The organism is Variovorax ureilyticus (assembly GCF_037889935.1).
GTDB classification, from domain to species: domain Bacteria; phylum Pseudomonadota; class Gammaproteobacteria; order Burkholderiales; family Burkholderiaceae_C; genus Variovorax; species Variovorax ureilyticus.
In genome coordinates, this window is the sequence record NZ_JBBKZU010000036.1 from 1 (window position 1) to 17,361 (window position 17,361).

At 63.2% G+C, this 17,361-nt stretch carries 17 protein-coding genes and 2 pseudogenes; 12 read left to right on the forward strand and 7 right to left on the reverse strand.

Annotated features, from left to right (window positions below; all coding sequences use genetic code 11):
• Window positions 1–270 precede the first annotated feature (270 nt).
• Window positions 271–855 (reverse strand): JAB domain-containing protein, encoded by a 585-nt coding sequence (locus WKW77_RS34520; protein WP_340361397.1) that lies wholly within the window; start codon window positions 853–855, stop codon window positions 271–273.
• A 546-nt stretch (window positions 856–1,401) separates the two neighbouring features.
• On the opposite strand from WKW77_RS34520, the gene WKW77_RS34525 reads away from it, so the two are divergent.
• Together WKW77_RS34525 and WKW77_RS34530 are read left to right on the forward strand one after the other, a co-directional pair.
• Window positions 1,402–1,656 carry a hypothetical protein gene (locus WKW77_RS34525; protein ID WP_340361398.1) on the forward strand — a complete coding sequence of 85 codons (255 nt, stop codon included), beginning with the start codon at window positions 1,402–1,404 and terminating at the stop codon, window positions 1,654–1,656.
• 101 nt (window positions 1,657–1,757) lie between these two features.
• Entirely contained in the window at window positions 1,758–1,904 is a 147-nt protein-coding gene (locus WKW77_RS34530; protein WP_340361399.1) for a hypothetical protein, read from the forward strand.
• On the opposite strand, the gene WKW77_RS34535 is transcribed toward WKW77_RS34530, so the two are convergent.
• Window positions 1,891–2,229, reverse strand: coding sequence for a hypothetical protein (locus WKW77_RS34535; protein WP_340361400.1), 339 nt, complete (start codon window positions 2,227–2,229; stop codon window positions 1,891–1,893). The genes WKW77_RS34530 and WKW77_RS34535 overlap by 14 nt on opposite strands.
• Before the next feature lie 299 nt (window positions 2,230–2,528).
• Here WKW77_RS34535 and WKW77_RS34540 point away from each other — a divergent pair.
• The 3 genes and pseudogenes from WKW77_RS34540 to WKW77_RS34550 all read left to right on the forward strand — a co-directional run bounded on the left by WKW77_RS34540 (window position 2,529) and on the right by WKW77_RS34550 (window position 5,482).
• A pseudogene (locus WKW77_RS34540) lies at window positions 2,529–3,336 on the forward strand (IS5 family transposase).
• 292 nt (window positions 3,337–3,628) lie between these two features.
• Window positions 3,629–4,474, forward strand: a complete 846-nt coding sequence (locus WKW77_RS34545) for a phospholipase D family nuclease (RefSeq protein WP_422823325.1) — start codon at window positions 3,629–3,631, stop codon at window positions 4,472–4,474.
• 102 nt (window positions 4,475–4,576) lie between these two features.
• A complete protein-coding gene (locus WKW77_RS34550; RefSeq protein ID WP_340361401.1) occupies window positions 4,577–5,482 on the forward strand; it encodes a hypothetical protein in 906 nt (301 codons plus the stop codon).
• 370 nt (window positions 5,483–5,852) lie between these two features.
• Here WKW77_RS34550 and WKW77_RS34555 read toward each other — a convergent pair whose 3' ends face one another.
• The gene (locus WKW77_RS34555; RefSeq protein WP_340361402.1) at window positions 5,853–7,205 is read right to left on the reverse strand and encodes a hypothetical protein; all 1,353 of its coding nucleotides are present in this window, start codon (window positions 7,203–7,205) and stop codon (window positions 5,853–5,855) included.
• A 626-nt stretch (window positions 7,206–7,831) separates the two neighbouring features.
• Between WKW77_RS34555 and WKW77_RS34560 the strand changes: the two genes are divergently transcribed.
• Both WKW77_RS34560 and WKW77_RS34565 read left to right on the forward strand, forming a co-directional pair.
• Complete coding sequence (locus WKW77_RS34560) at window positions 7,832–9,028, forward strand: ParA family protein (protein WP_340361403.1); 1,197 nt, start codon at window positions 7,832–7,834, stop codon at window positions 9,026–9,028.
• Between the two features lies 1 nt (window position 9,029).
• The gene (locus WKW77_RS34565) at window positions 9,030–10,079 is read left to right on the forward strand and encodes a ParB/RepB/Spo0J family partition protein (RefSeq protein WP_340361404.1); all 1,050 of its coding nucleotides are present in this window, start codon (window positions 9,030–9,032) and stop codon (window positions 10,077–10,079) included.
• A 1,930-nt stretch (window positions 10,080–12,009) separates the two neighbouring features.
• Here WKW77_RS34565 and WKW77_RS34570 read toward each other — a convergent pair.
• A complete protein-coding gene (locus WKW77_RS34570; RefSeq protein ID WP_340361405.1) occupies window positions 12,010–12,216 on the reverse strand; it encodes a hypothetical protein in 207 nt (68 codons plus the stop codon).
• A gap of 5 nt (window positions 12,217–12,221) precedes the next feature.
• Between WKW77_RS34570 and WKW77_RS34575 the strand changes: the two genes are divergently transcribed.
• From WKW77_RS34575 to WKW77_RS34590, 4 genes are all read left to right on the forward strand, one after another.
• The gene (locus WKW77_RS34575; RefSeq protein ID WP_340361406.1) at window positions 12,222–13,607 is read left to right on the forward strand and encodes a phage integrase family protein; all 1,386 of its coding nucleotides are present in this window, start codon (window positions 12,222–12,224) and stop codon (window positions 13,605–13,607) included.
• A 160-nt stretch (window positions 13,608–13,767) separates the two neighbouring features.
• On the forward strand, window positions 13,768–14,145 hold the full coding sequence (locus WKW77_RS34580) for a hypothetical protein (protein WP_340361407.1): 378 nt from the start codon (window positions 13,768–13,770) through the stop codon (window positions 14,143–14,145).
• Between the two features lie 24 nt (window positions 14,146–14,169).
• Complete coding sequence (locus WKW77_RS34585) at window positions 14,170–14,634, forward strand: MerR family transcriptional regulator (protein WP_340361408.1); 465 nt, start codon at window positions 14,170–14,172, stop codon at window positions 14,632–14,634.
• An 11-nt stretch (window positions 14,635–14,645) separates the two neighbouring features.
• Window positions 14,646–15,239: an RES family NAD+ phosphorylase gene (locus WKW77_RS34590; protein ID WP_340361409.1), complete on the forward strand. Its 594-nt coding sequence runs from the start codon at window positions 14,646–14,648 to the stop codon at window positions 15,237–15,239.
• Window positions 15,240–15,581: 342 nt separating this feature from the next.
• On the opposite strand, the gene WKW77_RS34595 is transcribed toward WKW77_RS34590, so the two are convergent.
• The 3 genes and pseudogenes from WKW77_RS34595 to WKW77_RS34605 all read right to left on the reverse strand — a co-directional run.
• On the reverse strand, window positions 15,582–16,013 hold the full coding sequence (locus WKW77_RS34595) for a PaaI family thioesterase (protein WP_340361410.1): 432 nt from the start codon (window positions 16,011–16,013) through the stop codon (window positions 15,582–15,584).
• A gap of 25 nt (window positions 16,014–16,038) precedes the next feature.
• The gene (locus WKW77_RS34600; protein ID WP_340361413.1) at window positions 16,039–16,620 is read right to left on the reverse strand and encodes an IclR family transcriptional regulator; all 582 of its coding nucleotides are present in this window, start codon (window positions 16,618–16,620) and stop codon (window positions 16,039–16,041) included.
• Between the two features lie 3 nt (window positions 16,621–16,623).
• Window positions 16,624–16,818, reverse strand: a pseudogene (locus tag WKW77_RS34605) (helix-turn-helix domain-containing protein); the annotation flags it as partial.
• Between the two features lie 192 nt (window positions 16,819–17,010).
• Here WKW77_RS34605 and WKW77_RS34610 point away from each other — a divergent pair.
• Window positions 17,011–17,328, forward strand: a complete 318-nt coding sequence (locus WKW77_RS34610; protein ID WP_340361411.1) for a hypothetical protein — start codon at window positions 17,011–17,013, stop codon at window positions 17,326–17,328.
• Window positions 17,329–17,361: the final 33 nt, after the last annotated feature.

A 17,361-nucleotide genomic window follows, 5' to 3' on the forward strand; every position in this document is an offset into this window, starting at 1 on the left:
TTCCCACGCTCGGTCACCCTCACGCAGTTGCGCTTCACTTCGTTCGCTGTGATCAACTCACGACGGGACTTGCACCCGCAGGAGTGCGCCCATGCTGGGCGCACACAAAAAGCCCCTCGGCGCGAACCGAGGGGCGAAATCCACCAAGAGGGGTGGAGGAGACATGGCCTGAATGTAGGGAGCCCTTGCGATGACTTCAAGGGGCTTGCTCCACAAAAGACGCGAGCATTCGCGCACAAGAAGGAGGAGCCGCGGGCCCCTCCCCTCGCTTCATACGAGACCGCGCTCGGCCATCGAGCAAGTGTTATTGCCCGCCACGATGATGTGGTCGATGACGCGCACGTCGATGTACTTGAGCGCCTCGACCAGGGTCCGGGTCAGCAACTCGTCGGCACCTGACGGTTCTGCGAGGCCGCTAGGGTGGTTGTGCGACAGGATGACCGCGGCGGCGCCATGCGCGAGCAATTCACGCAGCACCTCCCGGGAATGCACGCTGGTATGCGCCAACGTTCCCCGGAAGAGCTCCTGCAGTGCGATCAGATGGAGCTGCGTGTCGAGGTACAGGACGACGAACGATTCGTGGCCCTGACCCGCGAAGTGAAGTTTCAGGTAGTCCATCACGCGCGACGGCGACTCGAAGACCGGCGCGCTTCGCATCGGCTCCGCCAAGGCCTCGGTCGCCAGGTTCAGGCCCGCAGCGAGAAGCCGATACGTCGGATGCGAGGATTCGCGCGCCACGCTCGAGAGTTGCAGCAGCGAACGGCCGCAGCGCTCGTAGACGGCTGGTGCCTCTTCTCTTAGGAAGAGACGAAGTTGATCGACCACGCGTTGCTCGACGGCGGAATAGGCGTTCATGGGACGCGCTCCTTTGAAGAACGCAGGCGGGATTGCCTGCGTCGCTCCGGGCTCACGCGGCAGCGCAGCGGTCAAGGCTCGAAGACGGCCGCAGGCCGCAAGCGCCAAGCCCACTTGGCGCGCCGGCCTTGACGGCGAGAACCGAGTGATACGGTCCAGTGACACAGGCAAGCCCACCCACCCCACCGTCCCTGTTCTTCTCTCGCCCGCCCCTCGCCCCTAACCCCTCAACGCCTCTCGCCCCATGCCCCCCGCACCCATCACCGGGCATCAATGCCTGCCTCGTCGGCGATGCTTGGATGCGCGCCGCACCTTCGCGCAGGCGCTCAAATTCCGCCTCGCTGAGTGGCGAGCCTGGGGGCCAGGTTCGCTGCGGCGATGGCCACCACTATCGCATCCTCGCGCAGGAGCGCGAGAGCGTCGCGCGCCGCTGCGGCGGGCACTTCACAGCATGGTCGTTGAATCCGTGGCCGGCCGGGTGCGCGCGAATGCAGCACGCCCATCGGCGGCGTATGCTGCAAGCAGGACACGTTGAAGGACTTGGAGATGCTCTATACCTACGTCAACGAAGACGAAGAAAGGGACCCGGTCGGCCGGCGCGACGCACTGGAACTGTTCAAGCAAGCGGCCGTAGAGGTCGGACTGATCCGGCCGGGCGATCCGCTCGACCAGAACGTGGTGGACTTCGCCAAACTCGTCGTGGAGATGTGCGCATCGATCGGCGACAACTACGTGCAGCCCGAGGGCGCAGATGGCGTTACGGTCGGCGATCGCATTCGAGGAGAGCTCCAGGGGCTCTGACGTGGCCTGCTTCAGTTTCAGCCTGGGACGATCGGCGGGCCGCCGTTGTCGAGCCGGCGGACGAAGCGTTGGCCGAATGGGCGGGCCGCGGCGTGCGCACCGTGACCGATCGTGCCGTCATCACCGTGTGCGATACGCGCCTGGTCACGATGCGCTACGGGCGCGACATCCTGGCTGGGTTGCCGCCGTTTCCCGTGGTGCGCGCGAAGATGGCGGTGCCGACCAAGACCGGCTCTAGCTCAGGATAGGCCCAATACTCGTCACTGGAGAATTTGAATCGTCTCTTGGAAGATGATCGACGCGGGACCTTGGAGCGATGTCGTCCGAGGGAGACGGTCCTCTGCGCAATAACTCACGCAGCGCCGGATTGGCGGAAAAATAGAGCCAGCGCGCATCCTCGCTGCCGGCTTGGAGGCCCCGCTCCATCCAGGCGAGGTCATGGGGACTGGCCTTGGCCCCGGCCTGGACAAGCGACGTGGCTTCCGATGGCGTCAGGTGGCCGACCCATTGGCTCGTCTGCGAGCGCTTGAGCTTGCCGAGAAAGGTACGGATGTCAGGAGTCGTCGGCGTCATGGGGGCGTATTTTCCCCGCGGACTGCAGCGGCGGACACTAGGGAAGGCACGACCATGGAAACGACAAGACCCGGAGGATCTCAGCGCCACCCTTGAACCGATTTGACGAGAACTTCGCGCTTTCGCTGGTCTACAGTGCAGCGCAGCCTTGATCTCGCCGACGACTACGCAAATTTCATTAAGAACCTATCCGTAAATAGGTAAACTACCGATCCGAGCCGCATTGGGCGCGGCGATGGATCGAGATCTTGGCGAAACGTGTTGAGTCGTGGGTGGTGACCGATGAGTTCTGGCAGCGTGTGGAGCCGCTGATTCCTGCGCGCTCGGCGGCAGACAAGATCTATGTGCGCAAGCCAGGCGCCGGTCGACCACCAAAGCCGGCTCGACTGGTGTTTGAGGCGATCGTCTATGTGCTGCGCACGGGTTGTCAGTGGAAGGCGCTGCCCAAGGAGCGCTTCGGCAGCGCAAGTGCCATACACAAGCGATTCCTCGAGTGGGAAGCCGCGGGATTTTTCGAAGCTCTGTGGAAGGCGGGCTTGGCCGAGTACGACCAGATGCAGGGCATTGCCTGGCGCTGGCAGAGTGTCGACGGCGCGATGATGAAGGCGCCGCTGGCACAGGAAGCCGTCGGTCGCAACCCGACGGATCGGGGGAAAAAAGGGCAGCAAGCGCCACCTGTTGGTGGACGGCCGTGGCGTCCCGTTATCGCTCGTCGTGACCGGAGCCAACGTCCATGACTGCAAGCGGCTTGACGAGGTGCTCGCCACCATCGTTGTCAGGCGCAAGGATCCACCACATCGACGAAGCAAGCATCTGTGTGCCGACGCGGGCTACCGTGGAGCCGAACACCTTCGCACTATCGAAGACCACGGCTACATCCCTCACGTCGTGGGTCGACGCACAGAAGCCGACATCAAGCAGCGCGATCCGGGCAAGAAGGCTCGGCGCTGGGTGGTCGAGGTCTGCCATAGCTGGTTCAATCGCTTCCGCAAGCTGCTGGTGCGCTACGAGAAACTCGAGCGCAGCTTCGTCGCCCTCAACCATCTCGCCGCTGCCATCATCGCCTTCCGCAAGGTACCTGCAGAAGTCAACATAATTTACGGATAAGGTCTAAGACCTTGAGGGAGCGCGTCGCCGCGGCGCGCCTGTCGGCCGCGCGCGGTGAACCGCGAGCTGTTCGCGCTCTACTGGGACATCGGCAAGGCCATCGTCGAGAAACAGCAGGCGCTGTGGGCCAGTCGGTGGTCGAGCAGATCGCGCGCGACCTTCGCACCTCGTTCCCAGCCACCCAAGGTTTCTCGGCGCGCAACGTCTGGGACATGCGTCGCTCTACGAGGAGTACTCGAGCGCGCCGGTTCTGCGACAGCTTGCCGCAGAAGGTCCTTGGGGCCATCACCTGGTGCTGCTCGGCAAGGTGTTCGCGGGACCGCCGAACCTCGACGCGAAGGCAATATCCCCAAAAGCCAGCGCCATGCTGCCGACGCCGCAACGGTTGCGATCGCGGGGCGGTTCCGGTCGGCTTGGCACGTGGAGCGCGCCGCGAGCATGGAAGCTCACTCGTTGGTCGCACCGCCGGATGCTTGCAAGGTTGGCCCTGCAAGTCGACGAGCGGGTTGGGACGCGCGCATCGAAGATGCGGCTGCAATGTTGCTACAGTCGCGCGCCCCAACCTGAACGCTGCATGCGATCCTTTTTACTTCCTTCCTCGCGCCGTGCCCTACTCGGAATCACCTTCGCGCTCCTCGCTGGCTGTGCCAGCTCACCCGGCCCCCTGCCCTCCGAGTCGAAGATCGAAGTCGCCTTCTCGCCCGATGCGGGCTCCGAAGCGCTCGTGCTCAAGGTCATTGACAAAGCTCGCAGCTCGATACGGCTGGCGGGATATTCCTTCACTTCGCCTTCGATTGTTCGTGCGCTGATCGATGCGAAGCGGCGCGGTGTTGATGTGCGCGTGCTGCTCGATGAGAGGGGCAACCGCGGCAAGGCCAACATCGCGGCGATGAACCTGCTCGTCGGCGCCAACATACCGACCAACGTGATCTCGACCTATGCGATCCACCACGACAAGAACATCGTCGTGGACGGCAAGCACACGCAAACGGGCTCTTTCAACTACAGCCAAGCGGCGGCTAAGTCCAATTCTGAGAACGTGCTGGTGGTGTGGAGCAATCCGACGGTGGCGGCAACCTATCTCGCACACTGGGAGAGCCGGTGGGCCCAGGGCATGGCCATCGAGATGAGCTACTAAATTTCCGGGGGTGCGTGGATACACACTGTTCGCCAGAGTTTCTCGCACAGCCTGTGAGATAAAAAGGAGCGCGTGTCAAAGGCTTGAAGCACAGGTGAAGCGATGCAACTCGACATCTTCGAAAACGGCCGCGAGGTGATGCTGAGGAACGATGCGGTCCTTGCGCTCGAGCGGCGAGACGCGTTGGCCGCTCTGCAAGCTTGCGATTGCCTTTCCCAGGAATATCCTGACGACGAATCCCTGCCCTCGCTGCGCGTCCTCGCCGATTGCATCGGGGCCGCCGAAGTCGGCCGCGATCAGGCGTTTCGCGACCATGCATCGTTGAGCGAAGCGAGACAGATGCTGCAAGGACCGATCAGCGACGCCGCGCAGCGCACGTTCGGCAAAGCGGCTGGGGCGGCCTGGCTCGCCGTGAGCTGGCAGGAACTCGCACGGCGCGCCGGGTCGCTGGCATTCGACGCGCGGAAACCGCAAGACCACGCGGCGCCGATGTGGCTGCTTGCAGGCCATTGGGAGGCCGCCGCGCAGGCGGTCTCCACCATCGAATCGTGGCGACGCAAGCCGGTCCCGCTGGCCTGGATGGCCGAGGCCCGCCTGCATCTGCTCGGTCTGCGCGCGTGCTGGCCGCTGCTCGCGGAACTGGGGTGGCTGTCGCCGGCGCTCCTGGAGGACGTTGCGCAGCGCTCGCCCGATCCCCTCTTGCCACGCTTGATACGCAACTTCGAGGCGAGCACGGGCGGTGCCGAGATCGACGATCTGAGCTGGTTCCCGGCATGGGTGCTCATCGACCGCCCCGACCTTCGCGAGCATCTGGCGCCCGCACAGGCCTCGCAGCACAGCCCGCCGGAGCAGGCGATGCGTCTGCTGGTGGAACTGCTGGGCCTGGAGCGGCAGGGGCGCCACGCGGACATCGTTGCTCGACGCAAGGTGCTGCGCGACCTCCAGCCCTCGCTGTACGCGGCCGCCGCGCTCTCCACGGCCTCTGTCAGGGTCAGCCAGGTCTTGTAGTCGAACAGCAGAAGCTGCCTTCGGGACGACCGAGCACGTGCCGAAGTGCCTTTGCGGCGAACGGGCGCATGCGCAGCCTTCTTTTCCCCGCAAAGGGGAAGTTCGAGGTTCTTGTGACGATCATTAGCCATAGCGGGAAGGCTCGCGGTGCCTCAGGCAGTGAACGGAGGGTATCGCGCGAAGCTACGCCTCTGGTGTGGGTCAGTATGAGTGGTCGAGTTGCACGATCAATACCAGCGTCGCGGCGGCCGGCGCGAAGATGATCTGAAGCTGAGATGACGTCGTCATCCAGGCCGCATTTCGGCGCCAACGCGAGACATAGCGACCTCAACCACCAGGAAGAGAAGAGAGAGTTCTATCGAACCATCGGCTACTTGCCCGCTTCCGCATCAAACAGCTGCCGATCGACCTTCCAGTCCGGCCCGTAGGTCGCGTCCGCATACGCATAGACCACGGCAGAGCCGAGCAGCCCATGCAGCACGTCTCCCTGCGCCGCCCGCCGGCTGATGACTGCATTCAGTGCACCCTTGCGCGCCAAGTCCTGCAGCGCCCGGTTGACCCACTTCTGCAAAGTCGTCGCGTCCAGCGCCGCGACCTCCTGCTTCATCCCCTCGATGCGCTCGCGCAACCAGGTCGACTTGTCGCTTGCCGGCGGCTGCACCGGCCGTGCAGGCGGCGCCTCGGGGACGGCTGGGGAAGAAGGTGCAATCCCCGGCGGCGCGCCCTCCTCCGTTTCGTTCCGTAGCAAGGACCGCAGATAGGAGAAGGCGTTCTCGATCGAGCGCAGATTTTTGCTCGCCGCCCGCCGCTCCAGGACGGCGATCTGCTCGCGCACGCGATCGTCCCCGAATTCCTTGATCAGCCCCTCCAGCTTGATCTCTCGAATTCCCAAGGTCTCAGCGCGAAAAATCAGATTCGCATCCACCGGCTGTGCGGTGGCAGGCTGCGGCATCGCAGCCGCCCGCTTCTTCCGCACGGCGAACTGCACTTCGTTGATCAACCTTCCCTGCTTGTGCTCGATCAGTTCGATCTCGAGCTCGGTCTCGGCGTTGATTTCCAGCACCGCGTCCTTGACTCGCTCGTTCTTGAACTTGCGCCACTCGCGCCGTTCGGGCCCCGGGCCATTGCTCAAGGCATCGACCCACCAGGCCACCGGCTTGCGGCTCGTCACTCCGCCGGGATTGTCTCGATAGCGCACGCAGATCTCGTAAAGCGCGACCGCGGTGTACGACCCCAGCTTGCCGAGCACCTCGAGATCGATCGTTGCCCAACGTTGCGGCTCGCGAAGCGCGGACATGATGGTCGGCGGGTAGGACCAACTGACCCAGTTTTCGCCGCGTCGCACCTCGAGCGCCACTTCTGACAACATCGAGAAGCCGCGCCACTTGACTCCGTCCCCAGGCGCCGTCGACTCCCAGTCGACTTCCAGGCTGCGCATCTCGATGAGATAGCGCTTGGCCGCCGTCCGCTCACTGCCACTCGACCCCGTGGTGCGCAGCACCGCCGCCAGTGGCGCTTCGAACATGTAGTCGGCCGTTGGCATCGTCGGCATGGCCACCAGACGCGTCTGCGCGATCTGCAGGAGCGCCGTATAGATACGCCGGCCAGTGAGCGTCACACGAGCCGAGCGCGGCATCATGACGATCATCTCGTGCGGCTTGCGCAGCTCGAGCGGATCCTCTGGGCCGGGAATCTGGGTGACGATGTTCTTTGACGCGCTCATGAAGGTCTGATCGTATGTCCAACCCCGCTTGGACACAAGACGGCAGTTATCACGCCGGCGCCTCGAAGCTCAGAACCCCGCGGACAACGACATCCTGGTCACCTCGGGCGATTAAAAGCTGGACATTTTGCGTGCCGCGGACCCGAAGCGATCACCGACCAAAGCGATCAAAACCCGGACACTTCGCCCTTCGCGCCTTCTCGGACCCCGTTTTCTGCCCGATTAGAAGCTGGACATTGTGCTTCATACGCCACTTTGACGCCTTTTCGCCAGCGATATGGCGCCCTGTGGATATCTACCCTCTCCCCGATCAGCTTCCGGACACCCGCCGATCAGAACGTGGACGTTTCCGATCAGAACCTGGACGCGAGCGATTGAAACCTGGACGTTTCCTCCAGCCTGACGTCCGTAAGTCATTGATTTATATGCATAAATTTCGAATCCCCGCATGCCTTAATCTATCTAAGGTATTTAAGACTTCTTCTTAATCTCGGGGATGATGAACAAAAATCTCCCTGAAAGTCTCTCTCCAGGCCTCGAGGGACCTGAGATGCGCGTGCGATTCTTCGTTTTTTCGAAGGTGGTTGGCATAATCGCACGACACTCAAACTTTCAAGGCAGATATCGTGGACATTAAGAAGACCATCCGGCGACAGAACCTTGAGGATATCGAGCACCAAGCACACAAGGTTGCCGGCATGATGGAGCGAATCCGCGCCGCAATGCTGGCACCGACCGCCGCGAAATCTGCTCCAACCCTCAAGGCAGTACAACTGGCCGAGCTCTGCGGCGTCGACAAATCCAAGATCGCGTATCGCCTCACGCGCGGCGACCTGCCTGCTGGGGAAATTCAGGGCAACAGCCGCGAATGGACCATGGCGGAGTCGCAGGTCTGGGCTCGCGAACTGCGTGCCGAGCACCTGCGTCCCGAGGGCGCCGCCGGCATCACGATCACCGTGGCCAATTTTAAGGGCGGCGTCGCCAAGACCACCTCCGCCGTGACGCTTGCGCAAGGCCTGTCGATGCGTGGCCACAGGGTTCTCCTGGTCGATCTGGACCCCCAGGGTTCGGCCACCACGCTCTTCGGCGTGCTGCCCGATGCCGAGGTGGAGACCGAGCACACGGCCATGTCCCTGTTCACCGGGGAGCAGGACGACCTTCAGTACGCGATCCGCTCGACTTACTGGCCCAACATCGATCTGGTGTGTGCCGCTCCCCTCCTCTACGGTGCCGAGTTCCATCTGCCCGCTCGTCAGGCCCGCGACCCCGGCTTCGAGTTCTGGCGAGTGCTGGACCGTGGGTTGGATCTCACCCGGGAGAAGTACGACGCCATCGTGATCGACACCCCACCCTCCTTGAGCTACGTGACGATCAATGCACTGATGGCGGCTGATGGGGTGATCATGCCCCTGCCCCCTTCGGCCCTTGATTTCTCGAGCTCGGCCCAGTTCTGGGACCTGTTCTCCGACCTGTGCAACCAGCTGGTGCGTAGCCGCGGCAAGGACAAGAGTTTTGAATTCATCGATGTGCTGCTTTCGCGTGTCGAGGCCTCCGACACGGCCAGTTCGGTGGTTCGGCAGTGGATCCTTGAAGGTTATGGCGACAAGGTCCTGCCTATCGAAATCCCTAAGACCTCCGTCGCCGCCACCGCGAGCGCCGAGTTCGGGACGGTCTACGACCTGCCCCGCGGTTCGGTGAACTCGAAGACCTTCTCGCGCGCGCGTGTCGCGTACGATCGCATGTGCGAACTGATTGAGCAGCAGATCGAGGCGGTTTGGGCCCGGCAAGTGGCGGAACGACAAATCCTGGAAACGGCGGTCTGACATGGGACTCAAAGACAAGGCATCCAAGATCGATTTCGCTTCATTGATGCCAGTACCGGCACTCAACCCCGAAGCCGCGAAGCCCAAGACTGCGCCTGGCGCCATGATGGCGCTGGCCAATGATCAGCGCTCTGAACTGCTCCGTGAGAACGACGTTCTGCGCGAGCGCGTGGCCAAGGCGGCCGAATTGGAAGGTCGCCTGCAGAGCGCGGTTGAGGAACTCCAGAGCTGGGACGGCGCGAAAGCAACCCGGCTGCTGGATCCCAAGGCCATCAAGCGCAGTGTCTATGCAAATCGGCATGAGTCCAGCTTCAAAAGCGAAGGCTTCGAGGCGCTGAAGCGGGAGATCAAGGAGGCCGGCGGCAACGTGCAACCGATCAAGGTGAGGGCAGTGGCCAACCCAGGTGACGGACCGCAATTTGAAATCGTCTTCGGGCATCGCCGCCATGAGGCCTGTTCGCAGCTGGGTCTGCCGGTCCTCGCATTCGTGGACAACCTTGATGACCAGGCGCTGTTCGAAGAAATGGAGCGTGAGAACCGCGAGCGTGCAGACCTGTCGGCATGGGAGCAGGGGGTCATGTATGCCCGTGCCCTGGATCGAGGTCTTTACCCCTCGATTCGTCAGCTCGCCGCTGCGATCGGGATCGATGCGACCAATCTGTCGAAGGCGCTGGTCCTTGCGCGGCTTCCGGCGCAGGTGCTGCAGGCGTTTGCGTCGCCATTGGACCTGCAGTTCCGGTGGTCGACCGCGTTCAAGACGGCCGTCGAGAGCGATTTGGCAGGCCTGGAGAACAGAGCGGCCAAGATCATCGCCAATCGCAACGGCATGACGCCCAAGCAGATCTTCGCGGCGCTCACCGGCCCGCAGGAAAGCCATGCCCAGGCACAAGCACCTGCAACAGTGCAAGCCTTTGCGAGAGAAGGCAAGACCGTTGCCACAATGAAGACTGATGGGGAAGGGCGTTCGGTGATCCGAATCCACGTGCGACTCACCAGCGCCCGTCAACGCGAACTGGCCAAACTGCTGGAGCGCTTTGTGGACGAAAGTTAGGTCGTCAATTCCTTCCATCCATCCGGGGCGCATTGGCGCCCTTTCTTCTTGGTGCCCGCACGCCTGGGAAGGTGTAGTACGGTACTACGCCCTGACGCTGGGGGTCTGCGGCATCCGTGTTGGAGGGTGCCTTCGGGGGCAGCGAGATGCTGTAGTACGGTACTACACCTAGTTTCGAGATATCTCCGCGCAACCGGAAGGGGCAGGGGCGTAGTACCGTACTACAGGGTCGTCCGCTGCGCTTCGCCCTCCATCGACTTCAGAACCCTCCCATGCCGCGATTCCGGCGCGGCTCCGTCAGCAATTCCGGGTTGTGCCTGCACTCGACTTGAAAGAGTCTGCTGGGCCCGCGCGGCCGCCTCGTCTGGCCCAATGATGAGGTTGTTTTCTAAGCGATCTCGGAAAGGCCTTGACGCTGTCTACTTGAGGTTGTCATGACTGCGTCTACGAGTCCGCTCGATCTGCAGTTTCGATGGGCGAAACTGCAGATCGACGCCAACCAGGCGGACCCTGGAGGACTGGTGGCGAAAGCGAAGGCCCTCGTTGCCAACGGGCGACCTGAACCGGGCAGTGCTGCAGTGGCGAAGCCAATGGGGTAGAACGCGGGTGCCATCTGGATAGGCCGCAGGAAAACGGGGGTAGGACGGACCTACCCCAGACACGTGGGGCGCGAGCAGTTCATCGCCTCCCGGGGTATAGAGAGAGGCGCTTGTCTCTCGCGAGTCAACGAATCGGCGGAGATCGCCAAGCGCGAAGCGACGCGGCGTGCCCCGGCGAGACTTCTTCGCGACACCTGCGCGTAAGACCTAACGTTTAGGCCGCATCGCTTCGTGTTCCGCGACCAAGGATTCAGACGCGTGGAGATGCACGAATTTCTGCGGCGATGCTCACGTCGGTACCGTGAGGGGAACGCTCTCGTCCCTTGCAAAGACACACACTGTGAGCTTCATGACGCACACTGCTTTCAGCACCACGCCGACTGCAGTTGCCCGAACTGGCCCACGGCTCTTCGGCTTCAGTGCAAAGGGCAACAGGGGGTAGTCTGCTGGCCCATCACTAACGAACATGACCTAGCAGTAAATAAAGTAAACGCACACTCATTTCTAACGCGCGGCGAGTTGTAGCGAACGGAAGCCCGGTCGAACCCGCCGCCAGAACCTCTGAAGCCTCGCTCCCACCGCAGTGATCGCCTGTCTGGACGATCAGGTCACCGACCATCTGTCCATCAGCGCCGTCACCGTCATGGAGATGCTCCACGGCTCGGCTGTGGCGTCTCGAGGAAGCCATCAAAAGCCCGATAACGGGGCCCCCAATGTCTGCCATTCGACGGTTCGCCGCCCGGGTCCTATGCGCAAATGCCGGAAAGAGCGCGTTGGGAGGGCGCACCATTTTTCACGGGCGACCCCGCCCATTGCGGACGCAAATGGCATTAAAGCCGTCGCGACCCGCGACAGGGCCGTTCGGGGCTACGGGCCTAGAAGTGCTCAACCCATGGACTGCCTCTTGGGGAGAGTGCCTGCCTCGCCCTCTGGAACGGCGAGCAGCACACCGCTGACCAAGCGACACCTTCGAGGACATGCCCATGAAGTTCAAACCCGTCTCCGACACCCGCAGAACGGGAATGTGAGGTCGTCGTTGGGAAACTGAGCGCGGGTCGCGGGCCCCCGCGTCCCGAGGCAAGACCCGGGGTTCAATGCGGCTCCCCGGCAGGCGGGCAGTGGAAATGGCTGGCGACACGCACTTCCGGGGCTAACTTGAAGCCAGTTCGAACTCCGAGACTAGGCCATAAGTTGTTGATATAAAAGAAGAATTATTCTTCCCATATTCCCGGTCGCCTTCTGACCCCATAAAATGACGCCAATGATTATTGGAAGTCTAGTCGGGCCTAAGCCCGGCCCCTCCCATGGCGCGCCCTGAGGAAGTCGCCGAGCTAACTGACGAGCGCCTCGGCGAACTCGCGCGCGAGTGGCGCCGCCGCGCCGGGCGCGGCGACGCGGAAGCCTTCGGGATCGCCCATGTGCTGGAAGTCGAGCAGCGCCGACGCGCCAAGACAAGTGAACGGCCGCAGATGCCCGAGCCACTGGCCGGGCCGCAGCGGCCCCGCTGGAAATTCTGGAAGGCCATCCGGCCTCGCCATCGCCCATGACCGCCGCCGCAGCACGGGGATCTAACGCCAGCAGGCGACTCCATCGCGGGCACTTCGCCTTCATGCGCGCCTTGATCCAGGGCATGGAGGAACGCGCCGCCTGGGAGCGCTACCTCCAGCATGAGGGCGAAGGCGGCGACCGGCGCCGCATTCGCAGCACCATCCACTGGATCCGCGACACCTTCGCCGCCGCGGCGCGGCGAGAGCGGCGCCCCGGCGTCGCGCGGCTCATCCACCTGGACGCTGCACGCGTGGCGCAGCGCCCCGCACCCAGGCAGCCCAGCCTCGAGGAGTTCGCGCTTGAGCAGGGCCTCGAGGACTTTTCCGAAGACGAGCAGATCGAGGCCTATGCGGCCGCGTATCCTAATGCGAGCCAGCGTGGGCCGGGCGCCGGGGGCAACCGTCGCGCCCGGCTCATCGAGCGGCAACTCGAGGCCCTGCGCTGGCTGGAGCATCTGGTCGTCCACGACCCCGAGCCGGGCGATGCCGTCGAGGCTTGGCTCAACCCGACCCTGGCCGCGCGGCTGCATCGCGCCGGCATCCACACCATGCACGAGCTCGTCGAGACCATGAACCGGACCGGCGCGCGATGGTGGACGCGGGTGCCCGGTATCGGGGTCCACAAGGCCGCCCGCATCGCCGATTGGCTGCGCGCCCACGCGGCGCAATTGAAGCTTCCAGTCAGTTCACACGCACTGGTTCCGCGGACCCAGGTGCCGCCGGCGGTGCTGGACGCAGTGGTCGCTCCGGCGACCGCGATCCGCCCGCTGGAGAAGTTTCTCTTGCCTGCAGACCTCGACGGCCGCGCGGGCCTGAACCGCGAGACCGCCGCAACCTGCCTGACCGGCGCGCGCGACGACCGCGAGGCGGTGCTCGCGTGGATCGCCGAGCGGGCAGCGCCGAAGGACCAGAGCAGGGCAGGGCAGGGCGCCGTGCCGCTCTCGGCGACGCAGCGCAGCTATCGCAAGGAGGCCGAGCGGCTGCTGTTGTGGTCGGTGCTCGAGCGCGGCAAGTCCCTGTCCTCGCTCGATGCCGAGGACGCGACGGCCTTCATCCGTTTCCTTGCCGCGCCGCCGGCCGAATGGTGCGGCCCGCGCGCGAATCCGCGTTGGTCGCCTCTGTGGCGGCCGCTCGAAGGCCCGCTGTCCGCGTCGGCGCAACGCCAGGCGATCGTCATCCTGCATGGCCTCTTCGCTTCATTGGTGCGCAACTGCTATCTGCGCGGCAATCCGTTCCGGGTGCTGCTCCGAAGTGCCGGCCGGATCTCCGCCGTTGCTGCCGGGGGAGATCTGGATGAAGAATCCGTCGCGCCCGACCTGTCCGGCCCTTGCGAGAAGCAAAACCGGCTGCTGGCAATGGCGGGATCCATGGTCGTGAGGTGAGCGCCAACTACTATTCTTTGATGGCTGCAGTTACAGTTACCGACGCTGTGTTTTCAAAGATCAATCTTTCCAACTTAACGAACTTGACAGAATCGCGTGGACTTGATGGAATGCCTCTGGGTCCATGCAGTCTGCAGGTCCCTCGGACAGGAGTTGAAAAGTGCTTATCTGGAATGACGGGTCGGACGTCGATGTCGACGCCGCCGCCGCATCACCGTTGAAAAACTACATGGTCGTCCGCCGCTCCGGTTCAGTGGTTCCGTTTGAACCGAGCGCGATCGAAGAGGCCATGTGGAAGGTCTTGTGCGCCCTTCGCGGTTCGATGGAACATCGCTATCGCTCGTTTGCCGAAGGCGTGCTCGAGGCGGTGCAGTTCCAATGCAAGTGCCAGCTTGTCGCCGGCTTCGCCGGCGTGCTGCGCCTGCTCTTCAACCATGGAATCCAGGCGCGGCGCCTGGCCCGCCGCACGCGGCCAGTGCCGGGCGTGAGTCAGGGATTCTTCTCGGCGGTCAAGCCGAATCTGCGCAACGCGCCCTGAAGCGCATCAATTTGATCGAGCGCAATGAACATCCTTCCCATCACCTCACCGTTTGCCCCTTTCAACCAAGAGCGACGAGATGCTGTCGATCCCTACGCCAGTGCGGCCCAGTCCGCCGCGGTGCTCAGATCCGGCCTGCAGTACCGCCGCGAACGCATCGAAGCGAGCGACATGATCACGACTGACGAGGCCGCGCAACTGGTCGGCACCAGCCGCGTGACCATCAACGCCTGGATCAAAGCCGGGCGTTGCATCGGCGTGTCGAACCTGCGCCGCGGCTTCAAACTGCCTCGCTGGCAGTTCGAACCGGCGATCTGGCCTGTGCTCCAGCCCTTGGCTAAGAGCCTGGACACCACGGATGGATGGCAACTGCTGTCGTTCCTGGAGTCGCCCTCCATGGCGCTGGATGGCAAGACACCACGCGCCGCATTGGAGCAGGGCGTGTCAGTCGAACGCATCTTGGCACTGGCAACGGCTGGGGCGCATTGACCTCCAGGCCCATGAACCTCAACGACCTAAATCCGCCTCTTGTTGAGCTCCCCCCAAACCTCACCTGGTATCGAATCCAACGTACGCGAGCGCTGCGCGGCAGCGTGCGCTTGCGCGGCTTTGTGCTTCCGCCCAAGGGCGTCATGGCGGGTCGCTTCGACCTGAGCGACGAAGCGACCGCCTACCTGGCAGACAGCGAACTCACCGCCTTGTACGAGTCCGAGTTCCGGCGGGAAGCGACCAGCTGCCATATCGAGCGGCTTCGCAAGCGAAGCCTGACGAGCTTTTCCGCTACCGCGACCTTGCGTCTGGTCGACCTGCGCGGCCTGGAAGAACAGTTTCCGGTACTTCAATCACTGCGCTACGAGGCGACTCAAGCCTTTGCGGCCGACTGCAGAAGCGCTGGAGCGCACGGTGTTCTCTATGCCTCTGCCCAGCACTCCTATCACGCGTGCGTGTGTCTTTTCGAAGCAGGCATCGATCGTATGAAGCGCATCGCGCAGGTGGACCTTGTCTTGCCTGGCACGGGTCGTCTTCATCAAAGTGTGGTGCTCGCAGCAAGGGGTTCCGCAGTACCCCTCATTGGAATGGAGAAGAGCGAATAAGACCCCATCAGAAGGAGCGTTGGTACGAGTCTGAGTGCGGCCCTCGTGTCGGTTTCCCTTCAAGTTGTCACTTTGCTCTTTCATTCTGTCAGCGCCAGATCAGGGGTGAGCCTTGATACACGCCACATTCATGACGAGCGCCCGCTTACAAATGGGCTGTGTCATCGCCCTGGTCCTACGGGGCACTTGCCCTTTTAATTGTCACAACCTTGCGTTTGACCCTTTCAAGCTGTCAGCAAGTGAGAACAGTTGAACAAGGGCCAGAACGGGTTTGGCGTCGTCGCGGAGACTCGGGACGACCTTGCCATTGTGGATTGTGAGCAGTACTTGGTAGCACTGGGCTTAGGTGGCCGAGTCAATAATCTTCTGCACGCTCGAGCCGCGAAGCAGTTGTGTTTCTGCGGTCTCGATGACGCCGTCGACGAACACCAGCGAGTTCGTCGCCCTCGCGACCCGGGCGCGGGCTTCGAGGAACTGCCCTTCGCGCGCCGCAGCCAGGAACTGCGTGTTGAGCTGCACCGTCACGCATGCGCGCCTGCCGACGGCCTCCCATGCGACGGCACTCACGACGTGGTCGAAGAGCGCGCAGAGCCCGCCTCCATGGACGAAGCCCGCCGGATTCAGATGCTCCGGCGTGGCAAGAACGCCGTAGGCCCAGCCGTCGGTCTCTTTTCTGGTCCAGATGGGGCCGATTCGGTCTGCGAATCCGCCGAGAGCTCGCTGCTTCCAGCCGGCTGCTTGCAGTGCTTCCACTCGCTCAGGCAAATCGTCCATGTCCGCTTTCAGATGTGGTTTGGAGTCACTGTGTCAGGCCCGCGGCCTCGGCCTGCATGTCCGTCGCCAGGGCTTGCACCGTTGAAGCGGTCAACGTGTCCGCCACGCCCAGCGCGGCAATCGCGTGCGTCACGCGACGTTGCGCATCGAGGATCGGAACGGCCAGGACCGAGATGCCGTTGATGTAGTTGCCACGATCGATGGCGAACCCCTTGCGCTCAACCGACTTCACTTCCTTCAGCCAGGTCTCGAACGAAGGCGGGTTCTCCCAGTGCAGCGACTTGAACCGGCGGGCGAGCTCGCTATCGGTCAAGCCCGCGTAGTGGGCAACGATCCGCCCGGTCGCACTGGTCAGCGCGGGCACCCTGCTGCCCACTTCCACATACAGGCGAAACGGCCCTCGTGACCGGGCAAGGGCCAGCACCACGAGGTCGTCGAGGCCCGAGACCTTCATCCCGATCGTGGTGACGTTCCATTGCTCGGCAATGCGGTCGAGTGCGCTCTGCACGCGCGCGGGGAAGGGATTGTTCTCCACCACGCTGCGCGCGAGGGACAGCACGCCGACATCTAGGCTGTATCGCTTCGTCCCCGCCTCGACCTTGACCATTCCTTCTTCGACCAGGACGCGAAGGATGTGGAGGCAGGTGCTCGTCACCAGATCGAGCTCCTCCGAAATCGTCTTGAGCGTCATCGGCTCGGCGTTCGCGGCCAGCAAGCGAAGGATGGCGAGGGCGCGGGAAACCGCGGGAACGGGGCGAACACGAGGACCCTTGGCGGGCGGAGTTGCGGGTGCTGCGACAGGCATGGGAATGGGGGATCACGAGGGTTGGCGAAGCATACGACGCTTTGTTGCGCGCGCACTTCCGCGGTGCGCTGCAGTGCCTTGAATGCATCTTCCAGATCTTCATCAAATTGTCTACCGACAACTCATAGACGCTATTGACAATTAAAACGCCGACGCGCAAAGTCTCTCCATCACGAGCAACGAGAGACAGCGATGACGAAACTGACGCAGTTCACCTCCTACGCAGATGCGCAATCGCACTGCAGCAGCGCGGGCCTGTGGGAGCTATTCGATGGAGACGCCCGGCGCATGAACATTGCGCACGAGTGCATCGACCGCCACGTCGATGGGGACAACGAGGCCGTGGTCCTCGTGCGTGCGAACGGCGAAGACGAGACGCTGAGCTTCCGGCAGATCTCGGAAGGCTCGTCGCGATTCGCGCACTTCCTCGCGGCCCCCGATCGACACTTCAAACTCCCCCACCCGTGGACACTCAAATTCCTCCAGGCAGGACGAGGGTTGCATTATTGATCTGTCAGGCCTCCGCGGCGATCGCCAGGCGCG